19 protein-coding genes and 2 rRNA genes are annotated in these 22283 nt (G+C 48.0%); 6 read left to right on the plus strand and 15 right to left on the minus strand.

The annotated features are described in order from the left end of the window. Positions 1-36: 36 nt before the first annotated feature. The 5 genes from VN23_RS15260 to VN23_RS15280 form a co-directional block, all read right to left on the minus strand. Positions 37-2927, minus strand: a 23S ribosomal RNA gene (locus tag VN23_RS15260). A 332-nt stretch (positions 2928-3259) separates the two neighbouring features. Continuing rightward, positions 3260-4793 (minus strand): 16S ribosomal RNA (locus VN23_RS15265). The 16S and 23S rRNA genes sit together here, the layout of an rRNA operon. Positions 4794-5150: 357 nt before the next feature. Further along, complete coding sequence (mnmA, locus tag VN23_RS15270) at positions 5151-6212, minus strand: tRNA 2-thiouridine(34) synthase MnmA (protein WP_197432931.1); 1062 nt, start codon at positions 6210-6212, stop codon at positions 5151-5153. 32 nt (positions 6213-6244) lie between these two features. Then, positions 6245-6709 carry an NUDIX hydrolase gene (locus VN23_RS15275; protein WP_197432932.1) on the minus strand — a complete coding sequence of 155 codons (465 nt, stop codon included), beginning with the start codon at positions 6707-6709 and terminating at the stop codon, positions 6245-6247. An 8-nt stretch (positions 6710-6717) separates the two neighbouring features. Next, positions 6718-7341, minus strand: coding sequence for a pseudouridine synthase (locus tag VN23_RS15280; RefSeq protein ID WP_046351604.1), 624 nt, complete (start codon positions 7339-7341; stop codon positions 6718-6720). Positions 7342-7466: 125 nt separating this feature from the next. Between VN23_RS15280 and icd the strand changes: the two genes are divergently transcribed. Beyond that, on the plus strand, positions 7467-8690 hold the full coding sequence (icd, locus tag VN23_RS15285; RefSeq protein WP_046351603.1) for an NADP-dependent isocitrate dehydrogenase: 1224 nt from the start codon (positions 7467-7469) through the stop codon (positions 8688-8690). A gap of 131 nt (positions 8691-8821) precedes the next feature. Here icd and VN23_RS15290 read toward each other — a convergent pair whose 3' ends face one another. Continuing rightward, on the minus strand, positions 8822-9025 hold the full coding sequence (locus VN23_RS15290) for a cold-shock protein (protein ID WP_046351602.1): 204 nt from the start codon (positions 9023-9025) through the stop codon (positions 8822-8824). Between the two features lie 114 nt (positions 9026-9139). Beyond that, a complete protein-coding gene (locus VN23_RS15295) occupies positions 9140-9343 on the minus strand; it encodes a cold-shock protein (protein ID WP_046351601.1) in 204 nt (67 codons plus the stop codon). A 308-nt stretch (positions 9344-9651) separates the two neighbouring features. Between VN23_RS15295 and clpS the strand changes: the two genes are divergently transcribed. Next, positions 9652-9963, plus strand: coding sequence for an ATP-dependent Clp protease adapter ClpS (clpS, locus tag VN23_RS15300; RefSeq protein ID WP_046351600.1), 312 nt, complete (start codon positions 9652-9654; stop codon positions 9961-9963). Further along, positions 9960-12224: an ATP-dependent Clp protease ATP-binding subunit ClpA gene (gene clpA / locus VN23_RS15305; protein ID WP_046351599.1), complete on the plus strand. Its 2265-nt coding sequence runs from the start codon at positions 9960-9962 to the stop codon at positions 12222-12224. Before clpS ends, clpA begins: the two co-directional genes overlap by 4 nt. A 60-nt stretch (positions 12225-12284) precedes the next feature. On the opposite strand, the gene VN23_RS15310 is transcribed toward clpA, so the two are convergent. The 8 genes from VN23_RS15310 to ffh all read right to left on the minus strand — a co-directional run bounded on the left by VN23_RS15310 (position 12285) and on the right by ffh (position 18247). Further along, entirely contained in the window at positions 12285-13109 is an 825-nt protein-coding gene (locus VN23_RS15310) for a mechanosensitive ion channel family protein (RefSeq protein WP_046351598.1), read from the minus strand. A 63-nt stretch (positions 13110-13172) separates the two neighbouring features. Beyond that, the gene (gene xerD, locus VN23_RS15315; RefSeq protein ID WP_046351597.1) at positions 13173-14090 is read right to left on the minus strand and encodes a site-specific tyrosine recombinase XerD; all 918 of its coding nucleotides are present in this window, start codon (positions 14088-14090) and stop codon (positions 13173-13175) included. Beyond that, entirely contained in the window at positions 14087-14572 is a 486-nt protein-coding gene (locus tag VN23_RS15320) for a methylated-DNA--[protein]-cysteine S-methyltransferase (RefSeq protein ID WP_046351596.1), read from the minus strand. Before VN23_RS15320 ends, xerD begins: the two co-directional genes overlap by 4 nt. A 74-nt stretch (positions 14573-14646) precedes the next feature. Continuing rightward, the gene (gene rplS / locus VN23_RS15325; protein WP_046351595.1) at positions 14647-15030 is read right to left on the minus strand and encodes a 50S ribosomal protein L19; all 384 of its coding nucleotides are present in this window, start codon (positions 15028-15030) and stop codon (positions 14647-14649) included. Between the two features lie 40 nt (positions 15031-15070). After that, positions 15071-15862, minus strand: coding sequence for a tRNA (guanosine(37)-N1)-methyltransferase TrmD (gene trmD / locus VN23_RS15330; protein ID WP_257722030.1), 792 nt, complete (start codon positions 15860-15862; stop codon positions 15071-15073). After that, positions 15852-16379: a ribosome maturation factor RimM gene (gene rimM / locus VN23_RS15335; protein ID WP_046351594.1), complete on the minus strand. Its 528-nt coding sequence runs from the start codon at positions 16377-16379 to the stop codon at positions 15852-15854. Before rimM ends, trmD begins: the two co-directional genes overlap by 11 nt. Positions 16380-16393: 14 nt before the next feature. After that, positions 16394-16654, minus strand: coding sequence for a 30S ribosomal protein S16 (rpsP, locus tag VN23_RS15340; protein ID WP_046351593.1), 261 nt, complete (start codon positions 16652-16654; stop codon positions 16394-16396). Positions 16655-16894: 240 nt separating this feature from the next. Then, positions 16895-18247 carry a signal recognition particle protein gene (gene ffh, locus VN23_RS15345; RefSeq protein WP_046351592.1) on the minus strand — a complete coding sequence of 451 codons (1353 nt, stop codon included), beginning with the start codon at positions 18245-18247 and terminating at the stop codon, positions 16895-16897. 55 nt (positions 18248-18302) lie between these two features. Between ffh and VN23_RS15350 the strand changes: the two genes are divergently transcribed. The 3 genes from VN23_RS15350 (at position 18303) to pilB (ending at position 22270) form a co-directional block, all read left to right on the plus strand. After that, a complete protein-coding gene (locus tag VN23_RS15350) occupies positions 18303-19151 on the plus strand; it encodes a cytochrome C assembly family protein (protein WP_062654917.1) in 849 nt (282 codons plus the stop codon). Between the two features lie 45 nt (positions 19152-19196). Further along, complete coding sequence (locus VN23_RS15355) at positions 19197-20459, plus strand: HlyC/CorC family transporter (RefSeq protein ID WP_046351591.1); 1263 nt, start codon at positions 19197-19199, stop codon at positions 20457-20459. A 101-nt stretch (positions 20460-20560) separates the two neighbouring features. Further along, the gene (pilB, locus tag VN23_RS15360) at positions 20561-22270 is read left to right on the plus strand and encodes a type IV-A pilus assembly ATPase PilB (RefSeq protein ID WP_046351590.1); all 1710 of its coding nucleotides are present in this window, start codon (positions 20561-20563) and stop codon (positions 22268-22270) included. Positions 22271-22283 lie beyond the last annotated feature (13 nt).

The raw sequence follows: 22283 nt of genomic DNA on the forward strand, positions 1-22283 counted from the left end.
TAGATTATACCGTCGCGCACACGCGTCTCAGGTTATAGGATCAAGCCTTACGGGCAATTAGTATCGGTTAGCTTAACACATTACTGCGCTTCCACACCCGACCTATCAACGTCCTGGTCTCGAACGACCCTTTAAAAGGCTTAAAGCCTTGGGGAAATCTCATCTTGAGGCGAGTTTCGCGCTTAGATGCTTTCAGCGCTTATCTCTTCCAGATTTAGCTACCCGGCGATGCCACTGGCGTGACAACCGGTACACCAGAGATCTGTCCACTCCGGTCCTCTCGTACTAGGAGCAGCCCCCCTCAAATTTCCAACGCCCACTGCAGATAGGGACCAAACTGTCTCACGACGTTTTGAACCCAGCTCACGTACCACTTTAAATGGCGAACAGCCATACCCTTGGGACCGGCTACAGCCCCAGGATGTGATGAGCCGACATCGAGGTGCCAAACTCCGCCGTCGATGTGAACTCTTGGGCGGAATCAGCCTGTTATCCCCGGAGTACCTTTTATCCGTTGAGCGATGGCCCTTCCATTCAGAACCACCGGATCACTATGTCCTGCTTTCGCACCTGCTCGACTTGTCTGTCTCGCAGTTAAGCCGCCTTATGCCATTACACTATCAGTACGATGTCCGACCGTACCTAGGCGACCTTCGAGCTCCTCCGTTACAATTTGGGAGGAGACCGCCCCAGTCAAACTGCCTACCATGCACGGTCCCCGATCCGGATAACGGACCAAGGTTAGAACCTCAAAGGGGTCAGGGTGGTATTTCAAGGACGACTCCACACAGACTAGCGTCCATGCTTCAATGTCTCCCACCTATCCTACACAAACCACTTCAAAGTCCAATGCAAAGCTACAGTAAAGGTTCACGGGGTCTTTCCGTCTAGCAGCGGGGAGATTGCATCTTCACAAACATTTCAACTTCGCTGAGTCTCAGGAGGAGACAGTAGGGCCATCGTTACGCCATTCGTGCGGGTCGGAACTTACCCGACAAGGAATTTCGCTACCTTAGGACCGTTATAGTTACGGCCGCCGTTTACTGGGACTTCAGTCAAGAGCTTGCACCCCATCATTTAATCTTCCAGCACCGGGCAGGCGTCACACCCTATACGTCGTCTTTCGACTTTGCAGAGTGCTGTGTTTTTGATAAACAGTCGCAGCCCCCATTTCTCTGCGACCCATTTCTGCTCCAGCCGCAAGGGCCTTCACATACTCTGGGCTCACCTTCTCCCGAAGTTACGGTGATAATTTGCCGAGTTCCTTCTCCTGAGTTCTCTCAAGCACCTTAGAATTCTCTTCCTACCCACCTGTGTCGGTTTGCGGTACGGTCAATATAAAGCTGAAGCTTAGAGGCTTTTCTTGGAAGCATAGGATCAATCACTTCAGTCCGAAGACTTCGTCGTCACGTCTCAGCGTTAAAGCAGCCCGGATTTGCCTAAGCCACACGCCTACTCGCTTAAACCACCTATTCCAACAGATGGCTGACCTACCTTTCTCCGTCCCCCCATCGCACTTTACATCGGTACGGGAATATTAACCCGTTGTCCATCGACTACGCATTTCTGCCTCGCCTTAGGGGCCGACTCACCCTGCGCCGATGAACGTTGCGCAGGAAACCTTGGGTTTTCGGTGTGCGGGCTTTTCACCCGCATTATCGCTACTCATGTCAGCATTCGCACTTCCGATACCTCCAGCATCCTTCTCAAGACACCTTCGCAGGCCTACGGAACGCTCCTCTACCATATGCACATCGTGCATATTCGCGTCTTCGGTTATCAGTTTGAGCCCCGTTACATCTTCCGCGCAGGACGACTCGACCAGTGAGCTATTACGCTTTCTTTAAATGATGGCTGCTTCTAAGCCAACATCCTGGCTGTCTATGCCTTCCCACCTCGTTTTCCACTTAACTGATTATTTGGGACCTTAGACGGCGATCTGGGTTGTTTCCCTCTTGACCATGGACGTTAGCACCCACAGTCTGTCTCCCATGCTCGCACTTGACGGTATTCAGAGTTTGCCATGGTTTGGTAAGTCGCGATGACCCCCTAGCCATAACAGTGCTTTACCCCCGTCAGTGATACATGAGGCACTACCTAAATAGTTTTCGAGGAGAACCAGCTATTTCCAAGTTTGTTTAGCCTTTCACCCCTATCCACAGCTCATCCCCTAATTTTGCAACATTAGTGGGTTCGGACCTCCAGTGCGTGTTACCGCACCTTCATCCTGGCCATGGATAGATCACTTGGTTTCGGGTCTACGCCCAGCAACTATGCGCCCTATTCGGACTCGGTTTCCCTACGCCTCCCCTACTCGGTTAAGCTTGCTACTGAACGTAAGTCGCTGACCCATTATACAAAAGGTACGCAGTCACCCCATTTTTCAAGGGCTCCCACTGTTTGTATGCATCCGGTTTCAGGTTCTATTTCACTCCCCTCCCGGGGTTCTTTTCGCCTTTCCCTCACGGTACTGGTTCACTATCGGTCGATGATGAGTATTTAGCCTTGGAGGATGGTCCCCCCATCTTCAAACAGGATTTCTCGTGTCCCGCCCTACTTGTCGCATGCTTAGTACCAACCAATCTTTTTCGTGTACGGGGCTATCACCCACTGTCGCCAGACTTTCCAGACTGTTCCACTAAAGTTTGATTTATCACATGCAGGCTCTTCCCATTTCGCTCGCCACTACTTTGGGAATCTCGGTTGATTTCTTTTCCTTCGGCTACTTAGATGTTTCAGTTCGCCGAGTTCGCTCTACACTGCCTATGTATTCAGCAGTGAGTGACCCAAAAGGGCCGGGTTTCCCCATTCGGATATCTACGGATCAATGCTTATTTGCCAGCTCCCCGTAGCTTTTCGCAGGCTAACGCGTCCTTCTTCGCCTATCATCGCCAAGGCATCCACCAGATGCACTTAGTCGCTTGATCCTATAACCTCAAACACGTGTTGCACTCTATTCGTCAATGAAGACGAGCAAAGCGATTCACATCCTTAAAGTATCTGATTTCGCTTTGTTTGCGACATCGATCATTCAGTTCTGACTTCGAATAATCGATTTTGATACAATCTACCCTTATTTATTTCTAAATTTGAGTATTACTTCTTCTATTTTTTTAAAGATCAATTTACTGTCTTGCTGATTTTAGAAATCAGAATTAATGTGACTTTGATAAGCCCTATTAATTCCGAATCCTATTCAACAATCCTTAAACCTACAGTCGATGAGTGTGAGTACTCAATCCAAAAGACTTTTCTCTTGAAAGGAGGTGATCCAGCCGCAGGTTCCCCTACGGCTACCTTGTTACGACTTCACCCCAGTCATGAATCCCACCGTGGTAAGCGGCCTCCTTACGGTTAGCCTACCTACTTCTGGTGAAACCCATTCCCATGGTGTGACGGGCGGTGTGTACAAGGCCCGGGAACGTATTCACCGCGACATGCTGATCCGCGATTACTAGCGATTCCGACTTCATGGAGTCGAGTTGCAGACTCCAATCCGGACTACGATCGGTTTTATGAGATTAGCTCCACCTCGCGGCTTGGCAACCCTCTGTACCGACCATTGTATGACGTGTGAAGCCCTAGCCATAAGGGCCATGAGGACTTGACGTCATCCCCACCTTCCTCCGGTTTGTCACCGGCAGTCTCCTTAAAGTGCCCAACTAAATGGTAGCAACTAAGGACAAGGGTTGCGCTCGTTGCGGGACTTAACCCAACATCTCACGACACGAGCTGACGACAGCCATGCAGCACCTGTGTTCAAGTTCCTTGCGGCACTCCTCTATCTCTAAAGGATTCTTGACATGTCAAGGCTAGGTAAGGTTTTTCGCGTTGCATCGAATTAATCCACATCATCCACCGCTTGTGCGGGCCCCCGTCAATTCCTTTGAGTTTTAGCCTTGCGGCCGTACTCCCCAGGCGGTCTACTTCACGCGTTAGCTGCGTTACTAAGGAACGAATTCCCCAACAACTAGTAGACATCGTTTAGGGCGTGGACTACCAGGGTATCTAATCCTGTTTGCTCCCCACGCTTTCGTGCATGAGTGTCAGTATTAGCCCAGGGGGTTGCCTTCGCCATCGGTGTTCCTCCGCATCTCTACGCATTTCACTGCTACACGCGGAATTCCACCCCCCTCTGCCATACTCTAGTTGAACAGTTTGCAATGCAATTCCCAGGTTGAGCCCGGGGCTTTCACATCACACTTAATCAACCACCTGCGCACCCTTTACGCCCAGTAATTCCGATTAACGCTTGGACCCTACGTATTACCGCGGCTGCTGGCACGTAGTTAGCCGGTCCTTATTCTTCCGGTACTGTCATCCCCAATGGATATTAGCCACTAGGATTTCCTCCCGAACAAAAGCGCTTTACAACCCGAAGGCCTTCTTCACGCACGCGGCATTGCTGGATCAGGCTTGCGCCCATTGTCCAAGATTCCCCACTGCTGCCTCCCGTAGGAGTCTGGACCGTGTCTCAGTTCCAGTGTGGCGGATCGTCCTCTAAGACCCGCTACAGATCGTTGCCTTGGTGAGCCTTTACCTCACCAACTAGCTAATCTGATATCGGCCGCTCTAATAACGAGAGGTCTTGCGATCCCCCTCTTTCCCCCTCAGGGCGTATGCGGTATTAGCTATCCTTTCGGATAGTTATCCCCCATTACTAGGTACGTTCCGATATATTACTCACCCGTTCGCCACTCGTCAGCGGTGCAAGCACCCTGTTACCGTTCGACTTGCATGTGTAAAGCATGCCGCCAGCGTTCAATCTGAGCCAGGATCAAACTCTTTAGTTTAATCACTATGCTAGTACTTACTGGCTTACTTTATTCAGAGCAACCATCGCTGGTTACTCCTTACTAATGCAAGCACTTGTTTCGCTTCCAAATCAAGCACTCACACTCATCGACTGTATTTTTTTAAAGATCGTTTCGCCACTGCTCGAACACTGTGTTGCTGTGTGTGCTGCAGCGAGAGGCCGAAATATACGGGTCTCGCCGTACTTGGTCAACCACTACCGTGCAATAAAAGCGTAGTAATGTGCTAAGTAGTTGATTCGTATAAAACACAAATGAATATTCGGAAAGCAAACAAGCCGCAACTCTCTGCGGCCTGTTTAAAACAGAAGCGACTTCGCCTCTGACACAAGTGCTTTATATAATGATTCCGCCACCTAAACAGACTTCTCCGTCATACAGCACCACCGATTGCCCCGGTGTAACCGCCCATTGCGGCTCATCAAAACGTAACTCGCACCGGCCACCTTCTACCCAGAGCAACTCACATGCTGCATCTTGCTGGCGGTAGCGTGTTTTTGCAGTGTAGCGACCTAGCGCCGGCGACTCACCGAGGACCCAAGAAAGGTCTTGCGCCTGCAATGTATTTTTAAGTAGCAAAGGATGATCATGCCCTTGCACCACAATCAGCTCATTTTTAGCCATATCCTTGCCAGCAACAAACCATGGAGCGCCCTCCCCTCCAATCCCCAAACCTTGCCGCTGACCGATGGTGTGATACATCAAGCCCATATGTTCGCCCATGACATTGCCTTCTGGAGTAACCATAGGCCCCGGAACTTTAGGTAAGTAGCGATTAAGAAACTCACGAAACGGGCGTTCACCAATAAAACAGATGCCGGTACTGTCTTTTTTCTTAGCGTTATGCAAGCCAATTTTCTCAGCCAGCTCGCGCACTTCTGTTTTTAGCATATTACCCAGCGGGAAAACGGCATGAGCAACTTGCTCCTGGCTGAGCTTATACAGAAAGTAGCTTTGATCCTTGCTAGCGTCTTTAGCGCGAAGTAGCTCTGTACGGCCATCTGGGCGCACTCGATTTGAAGCATAATGCCCCGTCGCCAGCTTAGTGCCACCCAATTTGATCGCGTAATCAAGAAAACACTTAAATTTAATTTCGCTATTGCACAAGATATCTGGGTTTGGTGTTCGGCCGGCAGAATATTCAGCAAGGAAATAGCTGAATACTCGCTCTTTATACTCTTGGGCGAAATTAACCAGCTCGATCTCAACACCTACTTTATCCGCCACCGAGATTGCATCCAGGCTGTCTTCTTTAATCGAACAATACTCATCGGTATTATCGTCCTCCCAATTTTGCATAAATACGCCGACTACGTCGAAGCCCTGCTCCTTTAGGAGCCACGCAGTTACCGAGGAATCTACCCCACCAGAAAGCCCTACTACAATTTTGTCAGACATACTTATATTCCAATAAACGCACTACGATCGTCTCAGCGATCAAAATCACGCAAAATTTCCAGCGGATAACGACGACCCGCCAAATAATCATCGATACATGCTAATAATAAGGGGCTGCGGTGCTGCTCAGCGCGAGCCACAATTTCGTCCCGAGTTAGCCACACCGCTTGCTCAATATCTGCATCCAAAGCACGCCCAGCCTCAAGCCCAGTTAACTCACCCGCAAATGCAAAGCGAAGATATGTTAACTCTGGCCGCTCCGACGGTGACCACTGATACATACCGATTAAAAAGCGTGGCACAAAGTGATAAGCCGTTTCTTCTAACGTTTCACGAATCGCCGCCTCAATGATACTTTCGCCATGTTCGATATGGCCAGCTGGCTGGTTAAGCTTTAACTCACCAAGAATGCGCTCCTCAACCAATAAAAACCGACCCGCCTCTTCAATAACGACAGCAACTGTTGCATTAGGCTTCCACATTAGCGTTCTTCTCAAGGAATAAATTAGCGTGTCTTATTGGGCCCACGGCGGCCACGTTGCTTGGGCTTACTTGCCTCAGCCACGGGATTAACAGGCCAGGGAGCAGCAACCGTTTCAGCACGCCAGGCCCCTAAAGGTAAACCATCTAAAGACCAATCACCAATTGCATAGCGGACCAATCTTAATGTTGGGAAGCCTACTTTGGCCGTCATACGCCGCACTTGGCGATTCTTACCCTCTCGAATAATAATTTCCAGCCAAGTTGTTGGCACACTTGCCCGAAAGCGTACAGGCGGTACGCGCGGCCATAAATTTGCAGGCTCATCAATAATGCGTACCTGCGCTGGCTGAGTAATAAAATCGCCCAAATCCACGCCTGTCAACAAAGGCTGCAAATCTGACAAACTCGGGCTACCCTCTATCTGCACCCAATATGTTTTAGGCAGTTTGTGCTTGGGATCGGCAATTTTCGCCTGCAAAGGCCCAGAGTCCGTCAAAAGCAATAGGCCTTCTGAATCCGTATCTAAACGCCCCGCTGGATAAACATCCTTAATAGGAACAAAATCAGCCAGCGAAGCATGCGGAGGCGAGGGCGAAAACTGACAGATCACCCCGTAAGGTTTATTTAAAAGTATAAGCTGAGGCATAGCGGCTTGGCAGTATTGCTACAAAACAGCGATAATAGGCTGTTTTTTCGTCGGTGCCCCACAAGAAATTCACAATACCTGCCGACGAAATGCGACAAACCACTCGACACAACAGGAATACACAGATGAGCCTGATCAAAGTTCCGCAAGATGGCGCGAAAATCGTCCAAAACCTTGCGACTCCAGATAATCCGATTATCCCGTTTATCGAAGGTGACGGCATTGGTGTTGATATCACCCCGGTGATGATCAACGTTGTCGACGCAGCGGTAAAGAAATGCTATGGCGGCGGCCGCAAAATTCACTGGATGGAAATTTACTGCGGTGAGAAAGCATCCAAGCTCTACCCAGATGGTACTTACCTGCCAGAAGAAACACTCGCGGCACTGCAAGAATATGTTGTATCGATCAAAGGTCCATTGGCAACACCAGTGGGCGGCGGCATTCGCTCATTAAACGTAGCACTGCGTCAGCAACTTGACCTCTACGTTTGCCTGCGCCCAGTACGCTACTTCCAAGGTGTTCCTTCACCGGTTAAGCATCCAGAACAGATCGAAATGGTTATTTTCCGCGAAAATACCGAAGACATTTACGCTGGTATCGAGTGGGATGCACAATCTGAAGGCGCTAAGAAAGTAATCGACTTCTTGCAAAACGAAATGGGCGTGAAGAAAATTCGCTTCCCGGAAACTTCTAGCATCGGCATCAAGCCTGTGAGCAAGGAAGGGACTGAACGCTTGGTCCGTCGCGCAATTCAATACGCAATCGACAACAACCGTAAGAATGTTACCCTCGTTCACAAGGGTAATATCATGAAGTACACCGAAGGCATGTTCCGTACTTGGGGCTATGAATTAGCCAAGAAAGAATTTGGCGGCGTAGAAATTGATGGCGGCCCGTACCTTGAGCTACCCAACGGCATCGTGATTAAAGATGTAATTGCTGATGCATTCTTGCAGCAAATCCTCTTACGTCCGGCTGAATATGATGTGATTGCAACACTTAACCTGAATGGCGATTATATTTCTGACGCCTTAGCAGCGCAGGTTGGTGGTATCGGTATTGCTCCGGGCGCAAACTTATCTGACAGCGTCGCCATGTTTGAAGCAACACACGGCACGGCACCGAAGTATTCTGGTCAAGATAAAGTAAATCCAGGTTCGTTACTGCTATCTGCTGAAATGATGTTGCGCCATATGGGCTGGAAAGAAGCGGCTGACTTGATCATCACCGCCATGGAAAAAACCATTGCTGACAAGATCGTTACTTACGATTTTGCCCGTCTGATGGATAATCCAACAGAAGTAAGTTGCTCTGGCTTTGGTAAAGCGATTATTGAACGCATGTAATCCAATCTAGCCAAGCTCGGCTCGATCTAACCCCGCTTCGGCGGGGTTTTTATTTACCCCAAGGCATCCTCCACAATGCATAGACGTAAAAAAACCCCGCCTTGGCGGGGTTTTTGATCACCAGCGGCTAATTAAGCAGCTTGGATGTTAGAGGCTTGTTTGCCTTTAGCACCATTGGTGATGTCGAAAGAAACGCGTTGGCCTTCTTTCAGAGTTTTGAAGCCTGGCATGTTGATCGCGGAGAAGTGAGCGAAGATGTCTTCGCCGCCTTCGTCTGGAGTAACAAAGCCGAAGCCTTTAGAATCATTGAACCACTTTACGGTACCTAGAGCCATTTTGGCACTTCCTATCTAAACGATGAAACATGGACCACCTCAGAAATGAGGCCCAATTAAGGGATTGGTCCGAAAAAACCCGCGTGAGCGGGATACCATATCACCTAGTTGCGATTAAGCAGCTTGGATGTTAGAGGCTTGTTTGCCTTTAGCACCATTGGTGATCTCGAAAGAAACGCGTTGGCCTTCTTTCAAGGTTTTGAAGCCTGGCATGTTGATCGCGGAGAAGTGAGCGAAGATGTCTTCGCCGCCTTCGTCTGGAGTAACAAAGCCGAAGCCTTTAGAATCATTGAACCACTTAACAGTGCCCAGAGCCATTTGGGGTCTTTCCTATCAACTTGTAAAACATGAACCGCCTCGAAGAGGCACCATGAGGTTTGAGGTCCAAGACCAGCAAAACGGCCAAACCGGTACTGCAGAAACTTGTACATCAAACTCGAGCCACCTTTTTACGCGACTTTTACACCGGAGGTCAAGTAAAATTCTAAAAATAGATGGTTATACTCAATAAAAAAACCACAACGAAAAGAGTATGCACACCATCCACCCATGTTCATGCAGATCAGAGCTTGAAAAAGAACAGGGGCGGACCAAAATGATTATAAACCACATGATATGGTAGAAAAATGCCTGCACAGCATCAAACCGATGCCGAACTTAATCAGCAATCGACACTCTCACCACCACCCGCTTTGTGGCGTGTACTTCTGCTAAACGATGACTTTACACCGATGGATTTTGTCATCAATGTATTAGAAAAATTTTTTGGAATGAACCGTGAACGGGCTACGCAAGTTATGCTTAAAGTTCACACTGAGGGTCGCGGGATGTGTGGGGTATTCCCCAAGGACATTGCGTCCACTAAGGTCGCAGAAGTCAGCCAGTATTCCAGGCAACATCAGCAGCCACTGCAATGCACAATGGAGGTGAACGAATGATTGCCCAAGAACTAGAAGTCAGCCTCCACATGGCCTTTACGGATGCGAGGCAAAAGCGCCACGAGTACATTACCGTGGAACATCTCTTACTTGCGCTGCTAGATAACCCATCCGCAGCCGAGGTCTTACGCGCTTGCGGCGCACACATGGATGAGCTACGTCGCCTGCTCGGAGATTTTGTGAAGGAACACACACCTGTCGTATCCGGCGATGGTGAAGTAGAAACCCAACCAACCATTGGCTTTCAGCGTGTTATACAGCGCGCTATTTTGCACGTGCAATCTTCGGGTAAAAAAGAAGTGACCGGGGCCAATGTACTGGTTGCGATCTTTGGCGAAAAAGACAGCCACGCTGTTTACTACCTGCATCAACAAGCGATTACCCGTCTCGATGTAGTCAATTTTATAGCGCATGGCATCGCAAAATCGACCAGCTCACAACAGCCCATTCCGCGCACCGAACAAAATGAAGAACACGAAGAAGAAACTAGCACGGGTGGAGCACTCAGTAGTTTTACTGAAAACTTAAACCAGCAAGCCATTGCTGGGCGCATTGATCCGCTGATCGGTCGTGAGCACGAGCTAGAGCGTGTTATTCAAACGCTTTGCCGTCGCCGCAAAAACAACCCTTTGTTGGTCGGTGAAGCAGGCGTAGGTAAAACGGCGATTGCTGAAGGGCTTGCTCGTCGTATTGTCGAAGGCAATGTGCCTGACGTACTCAAAGATGCCACCGTTTATGGTTTAGATATGGGCGCCCTGCTAGCAGGTACCAAATATCGCGGCGATTTTGAACAACGCCTGAAAGCTGTTATCAAACAGCTGCAAGAAGAACGTAATGCGGTACTGTTTATTGATGAGATTCACACACTGGTCGGCGCTGGTGCAGCTTCTGGTGGCACCTTAGATGCCTCCAACCTGCTAAAACCCGCACTCTCTAACGGCACTTTAAAATGCATTGGAGCGACGACTTATACCGAGTATCGCGGCATTTTCGAGAAAGATAACGCCTTATCACGCCGTTTTCAAAAAATCGACGTGCCTGAGCCAACTGTTGAGCAAACGATTGAAATCCTTAAAGGCTTAAAAGATAAATTTGAACAACACCACGGTGTGAAATACACCTTGGCGGCTCTGACCACGGCAGCAGAACTTTCAGCCAAGTATATCAACGATAGACACTTGCCGGATAAAGCGATTGATGTAATAGATGAGGCCGGTGCTGCGCAAAAGATTTTGCCAAAATCAAAGCAAAAGAAAACCATTAACAAGCACGAGATCGAAGAAATCGTTGCCAAGATTGCACGAATTCCACCTAAGAGTGTGTCGACAGACGACCGGAATACGCTTAAAACGCTGGAAAGCGATCTTAAACATGTGGTGTTTGGTCAGGAAAAAGCCATTGAGTCCGTAGCTACTTCAATCAAGATGGCGCGTGCTGGCTTGGGTAATCCACAAAAACCAATCGGTGCCTTCTTATTCAGCGGCCCGACCGGCGTAGGTAAAACAGAAGTCGCTCGCCAGCTAGCCTATACGATGGGTATTGAGTTACTGCGCTTTGATATGTCCGAGTATATGGAGCGGCATGCGGTCAGCCGTTTAATTGGTGCACCTCCGGGATATGTTGGCTTTGAACAAGGCGGCTTACTCACCGAAGCCATCACAAAACATCCTTATGCAGTATTGCTGCTTGATGAAATCGAGAAAGCGCATCCGGACATCTTTAATGTGCTGTTGCAAGTGATGGATCACGGCACGCTCACTGACAACAATGGGCGTAAAGCAGACTTCAGAAATGTAGTGATCGTCATGACCACCAACACGGGTGCGGAAACACTCAATAAGTCGGTAATTGGCTTCACGACCAGCAAGCAGACGGGCGATGAAATGCAAGAAATTAAACGCATGTTCACCCCGGAGTTCCGTAACCGCTTAGATGCCATTATTCCTTTCGCCCCACTCTCGCATGAAATTATTATGCAAGTCGTGGATAAATTCCTGATTCAACTTGAAGTACAGTTGCAAGAGAAAAAAGTAGAAGCGCACTTTACACCGGCTTTGAAAACCCATCTTGCAGCCGAAGGTTTTGACCCGCTAATGGGGGCAAGGCCTATGGCTAGATTGATTCAGGATACAATCCGCAAAGCACTAGCCGATGAATTATTATTTGGCCGTTTAATTCATGGCGGCGAAGTGACCATTGATATTGATGATGATGGGAAAGTCCGTTTGGAAATTCCAAACAAAGAAGCAATCCCAGCCTGATCTATTTCAAACAAAAGCCCCGCCTGTAAGACGGGGCTTTTTTATGCGGTATTAGCGGCCCTAACTTTGTTGCTGCACCACAACAGTTTGAGCAGGCATTGGTACAGGGAATCCTGCCGCTGCCAAACTCTCTTTAATGGTGCGATTCGTATCAAAATAAACTTGCCAGTAATAATCATTATGGCAATAGGGGCGCACCACCAAGACCGGCCCGACCAAATTAAACTCAATAATTTCCACATCAACTTTAGGCTCAGCGAGCACATTAGGAATAGCTGCAATTTTTTCACGCAAGATTTGCATTGCTGCGGCATGATTCGTACTACCCGCCAATTGCGCTTTTAAATCAACGCGGCGAAATGGATTAAGGGTAAAATTTTGAATATTATCGGAAAAAATTTTGTTATTTCCAACCAAAGTCATCACGTTGTCAGGCGTATTAATCATAGTGGAAAACAAACCAATTTCACTCACCGTGCCCACAATTCCTGCAACGGCCACAAAATCACCAACCTTAAACGGACGCAATACAATAATAAATGCGCCAGCCGCAAAATTAGCCAATAAACCAGACCATGCCATCCCAATTGCGATACCACCCGCAGCAATTAAAGCGGCAAAGGTAGTGGTCTGAATACCGCAATAACCCAAAATACCAATCACCAATAGAATATTCAGCGTAACAGTAATTACAGACCCAACATAACGTAATACAGTGGGATCAACCTTTTGCTTACCTAAAGAGTTTTGTACCAAACGCACCGCCAAACCAATAAGCCAGCGGCCAATGACCCAAAAGGCAATCGCGGCAATCACTTTCACGCCAAATTCAGCCACATAGCCCATCGCTAGGTCTTGATATTTTTGAACCCAAGTTGCATCCATTCTCTATCTCCCCAAACCGCCGAACGGCGGGTTAGTTATGAGATTAGCATATAGATATTGTTCTTATGAACGAGAACCACGAGGGTGGTGCTCTTTATGCAACGATTTTAAACGTGCCGTTGCTACGTGCGTATAAATTTGAGTCGTCGTAATATCTGCGTGCCCCAATAACATTTGCACAACACGCAAATCAGCACCGTGATTCAACAAATGCGTTGCAAATGCGTGCCGCAAAACGTGCGGGCTTAAGTGACTGGCGTCTATTCCTGCTGCAGCAGCATACTGCTTGATAATGTACCAAAACCCTTGTCGAGTAAGCGGCCTGCCACGCTGGTTCACAAATGCCTCAGCTACTTGGTGAATGCCTACTAAAGCCGGGCGAGAACGAGCTAAATATTGCTCAAGCCAATCGGCGGCTACCTCTCCCATAGGTACCAAGCGCTGTTTACCGCCCTTACCCGCCAAAATCTGCACATAGCGTTCACGTAACTTTATTTGGCCCAAAGGAAGGGTCACCAACTCAGAGACACGTAAGCCTGTCGCATACATTAGCTCCAGCATTGCCCGATCTCGTAGACCACCGGCCTGATCCAGCTCAGGAGCAAGCAAAAGCGCCTCTATCCGTTCTTCGTCCAGCGCCCTGGGTAAAGGCCGTACACGCTTAGGAGCAGTCAGCTCAGCTGTTGGATCAAAAATCGCTTGCCCAGATAAAATCCAGTGCCGATAAAATTTTCGCAAGCTAGCCATACGTCTAGCCAGTGTTGCAGCTTTCATATCCCGTGCTTGCCTAGCCAAAAAAGCCTGCACGCACTCACGATCTGCAGCAAGCAAATCGCAACGTCGCTCCAATGCCAACCAATTCGCCCAGATTAATAAATCACGCCGATAGCTATCAATCGTATTCTTAGACAGCTGATCACTCAGCCAGACTGCATCTAAAAACTCGTCAATCAAAACCAACTGCTCATTCCCTTGATTCATACCGCAACACCCTCATGGCTTAGCAACCAGCGCTTAATAGGCAACCAATCTACGCCATGACGACCTGCATTAAACCCACCTAAACCTGCCGCAGCCACAACCCGATGACAGGGAATCAGTAATGGCAAAGGATTTCGTCCACAAGCCCCCCCTACGGCGCGAGGACTAGAATGAATACGCTTAGAAATATCTGCATAGGTTTGCAACTGGCCAACAGGAATCGCCGCAATTTCAGCCAGAACTTTCTTTTGATGCTCACTTACCGACAAAGCCCAAGGCAAATCAAAAGTAAAACCCGGATTTTGGAAATAGGCCTCCAACTGACGGGCAACATCTTGCAGCAGAGGACTTATTGCCAGCTGCAAAGGTAAAGACTTTGGGAGAAATTCGACTAGAACGAGGTGCTCATCGCGCTCAGCAAGCCCTAAGTGGCCAACAGGGCTAGAGATAACAGCATAAGAATCTGTACTTTCGATACGCATAACAAACCCAGATGTTATGGAAACGAAAACGCGGGCACTGGGCCCGCGTTTGAATACTGTATTGCTTAAATAAATTAAGCAGCAGCTTTTGCAACAACCTTGCGAGCTGGCAACTTTTCCTTGATACGTGCGGACTTGCCTGAACGATCACGGAGGTAGTAAAGCTTAGCACGACGTACATCGCCGCGACGCTTCACTTCGATACCAGCCACCAGTGGAGAGTAAGTTTGGAAAGTACGCTCAACACCCATACCTGCGGAAATTTTACGCACGATAAAGGAGCTATTCAGGCCGCGATTACGCTTAGCAATCACAACGCCTTCATAAGCCTGCAGACGCTCACGTGTACCTTCCTTAACCTTGACCTGAACGATCACGGTATCGCCAGGGGCGAATTCAGGAATAGTCTTGGCTAAGCGAGCGATTTCTTCTTGCTCAAGTTGTTGAATCAAATTCATGGGTATTACTCCAATGTGAAGCTTGTTCCTTCAAAGGTGGTCAAACCACCTGATCTTGGCTCATCGCCAGATCCGCCTTAAATTCGGCCAGAAGACGAGCCTCCTCTTTTGATAGCTGTCGCTTTTTCAACAAGTCAGGTCTGCGCAATAGCGTACGACCTAAAGACTGTTTTAAGCGCCAGCGCCGTATCAGTGCATGGTTTCCTGAAAGTAAGACTTCCGGTACGCTCATACCTAGATAATTTTCGGGACGGGTATAATGCGGGCAATCCAGCAACCCATCCACAAATGAATCTTCTTCTGCACTCGCTGCAGTGTTAAGTACACCCGGTAATTGGCGGATGATGGCATCCATCAAAACCATTGCAGGCAACTCTCCACCTGAGAGCACATAATCGCCGACCGAGATTTCCTCGTCGATCTGGCGATCCAGCAAACGCTCATCAACACCTTCGTAACGACCACATAACAAGACCAAACCCGGCTTTTGGGCCAGCTCTAAGACCTTATCATGCGTTAATGCCGCCCCTTGGGGAGATAAATAGACGGTATGCGTTGTAGCAACACCGGCTTCACGCTGCCTATTTTTAGCTGCTTCAAGCGCACTTTCCAGCGGCTCTGGCAACATCACCATACCGGGGCCACCACCATAAGGCCGGTCGTCCACAGTACGATGTTTGTCTACGGTGAAATCACGTGGATTCCAGCTACTTAGTCCGAAAAGACCTAATTCAACCGCCCGCCGGGTAATACCGTAGCGGGTAATTGCCTCAAACATCTCTGGAAACAAAGTAACCACATCAAAGTGGTAAACTTCAGCCTTAGTAATCAAGGCCCCAATCCACAGAGATTGTTTTAGCAGCAAGATCAACCTTAAGCACAACATGAGCTACAAAAGGTAGCAGACGCTCGGTCTGGCCATCTTTCACAACAATCACATCGTTAGCACCGGTTTCAAACAAGTTATCCACAACACCAAGCCTCTCGCCTTGCAAATTGATAACATCCAAGCCGATTAAATCGACCCAGTAGTGTTCATCACTTGCAGGGGCTGGCAACAGGCTACGGGAAACAGCAATTTTACAACTCTTTAGGGCAAATGCCGCATCGCGATCATTAACACCTTCAAGCTGAGCAGCTAGTTTCTTTGTATGAACTTGACCTTCTACAAGCGTATAAGCTTGCCATTGACCATCACGACCGATCCACCAAGTGTCGTAGTCAAAAAGACTATCGGCATCTTCGGTATCACCAACCAAGTTGATCCAGCCATGTACACCAAAAGCCCCACTTACATAGCCCATGATCAAAAGATCATCAGGCACCGGCAGCGAAGCCCGCTTTTGCATAGTCACGGCTTGAATCAAGCAGCAGCAACAGCAGCTGGCTTGTAGTTCTTCAGCAGCTTGGCAACGGAGTCAGAAGCTTGCGCACCAACGCCAACCCAGTAGCTTACGCGGTCCATAGCTAGACGCACGCCTTCTTCACCATCTTTGGCGAGTGGGTTGTAAAAGCCAAGACGCTCAACAAAGCGACCATCACGACGATTACGGGAGTCGGTTACAACAACATTGTAAAACGGACGGTTTTTAGCACCGCCGCGGGAAAGACGAATAACAACCATGGCATTAAACCCAATAATGGAGATTAATTTAAAGGGGTTCGATTATGGAACAAAACACCAAACCCCGCAAGAATAACCGGCAAAAGTACAGCAAAAACAATCACGTTGTAAAGCCTAACGTGATATTCGGCAGCCGGTCAGGTTCGAATATTTTAAAAAACCAGCATCGAAAGGAAGCTGAGCCTTAGAAACGACAGGCTTATCCTGCAAGTGCCGCACAAAAAAAACAGACCTGTTTGATCACATACCAGGCAGCATTCCCTTCATGCCGCTCATGCCACGCATTAATTTAGACATGCCACCCTTAGAGAACTGTTTCATCATTTTTTGTGTTTCTTCAAACTGCTTAAGTAAGCGGTTAACTTCTTGTACCTGAACGCCTGCACCAGCCGCAATACGACGTTTGCGGCTGGCTTTAAGCAACTCGGGCTTGCGGCGCTCTTCTGGTGTCATCGAGTTAATAATACCTTCGATGCGTGCCACAGATTTGTCAGTAACCTGGCTATTGGCCATTTGGCTTACTTGCCCTGGCAACTTATCCATCAAAGCACTCATCCCACCCATTTTTTTCATTTGCTGGATTTGTGTTTTAAAGTCTTCCAAGTCAAACCCTTTGCCGGATTTAACTTTTTTCATCATTTTAAGTGCTTCTTCCTGATCGACGCTATTTTGTACGTCTTCAATCAAGGAAAGCACATCGCCCATGCCCAAAATACGGCCAGCCATACGATCAGGGTAAAATGGCTCTAACCCTGTTAGCTTCTCACCCGTACCCAAAAACTTAATCGGCTTACCCGTAATATGCCGCACCGACAATGCGGCACCACCACGTGAATCGCCATCCATTTTGGTAAGAACCACCCCTGTTAAAGGGAGCGCTTCATTAAAAGCTTTCGCCGTGTTAACCGCATCCTGCCCCTGCATAGCATCAACCACAAACAAGGTTTCAACAGGATTAACCGCCTCATGCAGCGCTTTAATTTCAGCCATCAAGGCTTCATCAATCGCCAGACGGCCTGCGGTATCGACAATCAGCACATCATGGAAATGTTTTTTCGCGTAATCATGGGCAGCGAGCGCAATATCAACCGGCTTTTGCCCGACATCAGAAGGAAACCACTCCACCTCTAATTGCCCAGCCAGCATTTTTAACTGCTCAATCGCAGCAGGGCGATAAACGTCTGTAGAGACCAGTAAAACTTTTTTCTTTTGCGTTTCTTTGAGTAATTTTGCTAACTTACCCGATGTTGTTGTCTTACCTGCGCCTTGCAATCCAGCCATTAAAATCACGGCAGGTGGAACAGCAGCCAAATTCAGCGCGTCATTTTGCGCGCCCATTAACTTGGTTAATTCCTCATGTACAACACCAATTACGGCTTGGCCCGGTGTAAGGCTACCAATCACCTCTTTGCCTTGTGCACGAGCTTTAACGTCAGCAATAAACTGCTTAACCACCGGCAAAGCAACATCGGCCTCAAGCAAAGCCATGCGCACTTCACGCATTGCGTCTTGAATATTGTCCTCAGTCAGGCGAGACTGACCACGCAGGTTTTTGACAACACCTGAAAGACGACTAGAAAGATTTTCAAACATGAGTATCCTTTGCTTGGCGACCGCCCCAAGAGGGACCTCGCTCTGATAGACTTATATGATGACCATTTTACCTGAAGTTAGCCCGGCGACTTATTTAGCGCTGCTGGCTTTAACCATTTATCTTTTACTTGGCTGGCATTTCTGCCGTAGCCGACTGGCTTTGTCTCGCCCTAAGAGCCCGCTAAGCCCTGCATTAGAGCAATTTATCTTAATCTGCGGGCTAGCCCTGCACGCTTCGGCACTTTTTCCGCAGCTACTCTGGTCAAGCACCCTTCACTTCGGTGCAGCGGAAGCATTATCACTCAGCGCCTTTGCCACGCTATGCATTTATTTAAGCGGGCAACTTTTCTGGAAAATGGATGGGCTTCAACCTCCCATGCTCGGTATTGCTGCGATATTTTTATTTATATCTCAGCTGCTTCCGCAAGGCCACCCAATTACCTACCCCCTAAATGCACTATCCCGCGGGCACTTTTTATTAGCTATGTTTGCGCATGGCATGCTGCTCAATGCGGCAGGAGTGGCCATTCTAATGCGTTTTGCTGATAGAAATTTACATCAAGCCAAGGCAAGCTCTCTCATTCGCACCCTTCCGCCCATCATGACGCTTGAGCGACTTATGTTTGCTTGCGTACATTTAGGCTTTATTTTACTGACTTTAGCACTCCTCTCCGGCATCTTTTTTGCGGAGAAAGTATTTGGGCATGGACTGGTATTTTCACACAAAGTGATCCTGTCTATTGCTGCATGGCTGGTATTTGGCACCTTACTTTTTGGAAGATGGAAGCATGGTTGGCGAGGACGTTTTGCCGCCAACTGGACACTCTTTGGCTTTGGCTTGCTATTCCTTGGCTATATAGGCAGCCGTTTTGTTCTTGAAGCGCTACTGCACCGCCCTTTTTAAACAGAGCGGCTCACTCCTTTGTAAATTACGGGCATCGCAACGACCTTGGAACAGACTTCTTTATCCTACCTTTATCTTGCTCTTGCATTGTGCTTAGCCACTTCCGCCTTTTTCTCCGGCGCAGAAACGGCAATGATGGCGGTCAACCGCTACAAAATAGCCAGCAAAGCACGCCAAGGTCATCTTGCTGCCTCACGCACTCAAAAGCTACTCACACAAACAGACAAGCTGCTATCCGTTATTTTAATTGGCAATACACTAATCAACACCGCATCGGCAACCTTATCTACACTGATTGCAAACCGACTTTTTACCGGGAATGACGTTGCTCTTGGTACCGCCACCTTGCTGGTTGCCTTTGCCATACTTATTTTCTCTGAAGCCACACCCAAAGTACTGGCTGCCAATTATGCAGAGCAGTTTGCATATACAGCATCTTTTCCATTACTGATTCTTCTGCGCCTGCTCTATCCTGCAGTGTGGCTAGTCAATTTATTTGTAAGTGCTTTGATTAAAACATTACGCCTTAAAAAAAACCAAGAAAATCAACATGCCTTATCGCCCGAAGAATTACGCCTTTTAGTTTTAGAGTCTGGGCGCTATATGGAAAAAAAACACCACACTATTTTGCTTAATTTATTTGAGCTGGCCAGCATTACCGTTGATGACGTGATGACACCGCGCCATCAAATTGAAAGCATCGATTTAGACGGACCAACGGATGAAATCCGCAAGCAAATCGTGACCTGTCATCACACACGACTTCCTGTTTATGCCGTTAATCCAGACAATATTATTGGCATTTTACATATTCGGAAAATTTTATCGTTAAGAGAAGACGAGGTAGATCAGACCCGGCTGCGTGAAATGATGCGCCCCCCTTATTTTATTCCATCAAGCACGCCCCTTTTTACTCAACTGCAAAACTTTCAAGAAAACAAACGAAGAATGGCGGTTGTAGTTGATGAATATGGCGAAATGCAAGGACTCGTGACATTAGAGGACATCCTTGAGCAGGTTGTCGGTGAATTCACAAGCAACTCCCCTGCTCAAGGAGCTAAAGTATTACGCCAGCCCGACGGTAGTGTCTTGCTTGATGGTGCGTCCAGCTTGCGAGATCTAAATAGAAAATTACGCTTAACATTTCCTGTGGATGGGCCTAAAACATTAAATGGACTCATACTTGAACATTTCGAAGATATCCCCGATGCGGGCACATGCCTAGTTTTGTCGGGGCAACGAATTGAAATCGTACAAACACAAGATCGTAGTATTCGCGTCATTCGCCTTTACGCACAAGACATTTAGTTGTGTTTTAAAAGGAAAGAAAGCGCAAGGTTAAAAGGTATTTGCTAAACTAAATGTGTAAGGCAATACCGCTCACTTTTTTGATTACAAATTAGAAGACCATGTCAGCACCTAACTCACCTGTATCTGGTCTTGCCCGCCTGCTTGTTCAGCACGGTAGATTAATTGAAGCAGACGCTGAAGCTTTACAATCTACGGCAAACAGCAGCAAAACGCCCTTTATTGAGCAACTCATTCGCAGTCGTAAAATGACTGCGAGGGACGTTGCTGAATTCTCGTCGCAAGCGTTTGGCTACCCCCTGCTCGATCTTGACCATATTGATCCAAGCTATATACCTCAAGGGGTTTTGGACAATAAAGTAATGTTGATACAGCGCATCGTGCCGCTCTTTAAACGGGGCACGAAGCTGTTCATCGGTCTTTCAGACATCACTAATTTGCAGGCATTGGAAGAAGTTCGCTTTCAAACCGGCCTGCAAGTCCAGCCTCTGGTCGTCGAAGACAGCAAGCTTGTTTCCTTGCTTGAAAAAATCGTCGAATCCACAGGAGCCAACTTAAGCAGTATGGCGCTGGATGATGTTGATTTAGACATGGGTGGTGGCGAGGAAGAAACAAGCCAGAATGAAGCTGCGGCCCTAGAGGTCGATGACGCGCCCATCGTTAAATACCTGCAAAAGATTCTGCTCGACGCCATTAATGCAGGTGTTTCCGATATTCACTTTGAGCCTTACGAGAAATTTTTCCGTATCCGCTACCGCCTTGATGGTGTGCTACGAGAAGTAGCACAACCTCCGCTGGCGATCAAAGACAAGCTCGCCTCACGCATTAAAGTTATTTCCAAGCTCGATATTTCTGAGAAGCGCGTTCCACAAGATGGCCGTATGAAATTGGTTTTGTCCAAAAGCCGGGCCATCGACTTCCGAGTTTCCACCATGCCAACCATGCATGGCGAGAAAATTTGTATGCGGATTTTAGATCCTTCCTCAGCCACCTTGGGGATTGATGCGCTGGGTTACGATCCAGACCAAAAAGAAATCTTGCTGGAAGCCATCCAGCGGCCGTATGGCATGATTTTGGTTACAGGACCAACCGGCTCAGGAAAAACGGTTTCTCTTTACACTTGCTTGAACATCCTGAACCAGCCGGGGATTAATATCTCTACCGCTGAAGATCCTTGTGAAATTAACTTGCCGGGTGTTAATCAGGTTAATGTAAACGAAAAATCCGGGCTTACTTTTGCTGTCGCTCTGAAAGCTTTCTTACGCCAGGATCCCGACATCATCATGGTGGGGGAGATTCGCGACCTAGGAACGGCAGATATTTCCATTAAAGCCGCGCAAACAGGGCATATGGTGTTCTCTACCCTGCACACCAATGATGCACCCACCACGCTCACACGGATGCTCAATATGGGAATTGCTCCTTTTAATATTGCGTCATCCGTTATTTTAATTACCGCACAACGCTTAGCCAGAAAGCTGTGTAGCTGCAAAGCGCCGATTGATATTCCTCATCAGGCCTTACTGGACGCAGGTTTTGCAGAAGAAGATCTTGATGGCACATGGAGCCCTTACAAGCCCGTTGGCTGCGATATCTGCAAGGGTTCTGGCTATAAAGGTCGGGTCGGTATTTACCAAGTGATGCCAATTACCGATGCAATGAACCGCATTATTATGACCAACGGTAATGCAATTGATATTGCAGACCAAGCAAAACGCGATGGCGTACGTGATTTACGAGGCTCTGGCTTACGTAAAGTAAAACAAGGGCTAACCTCATTAGAAGAGATCATGGCTGTTACCAATGAATAAAATCCAAAGAGGG

It is taken from the genome of Janthinobacterium sp. B9-8 (assembly GCF_000969645.2).
GTDB lineage: Bacteria > Pseudomonadota > Gammaproteobacteria > Burkholderiales > Chitinibacteraceae > Iodobacter.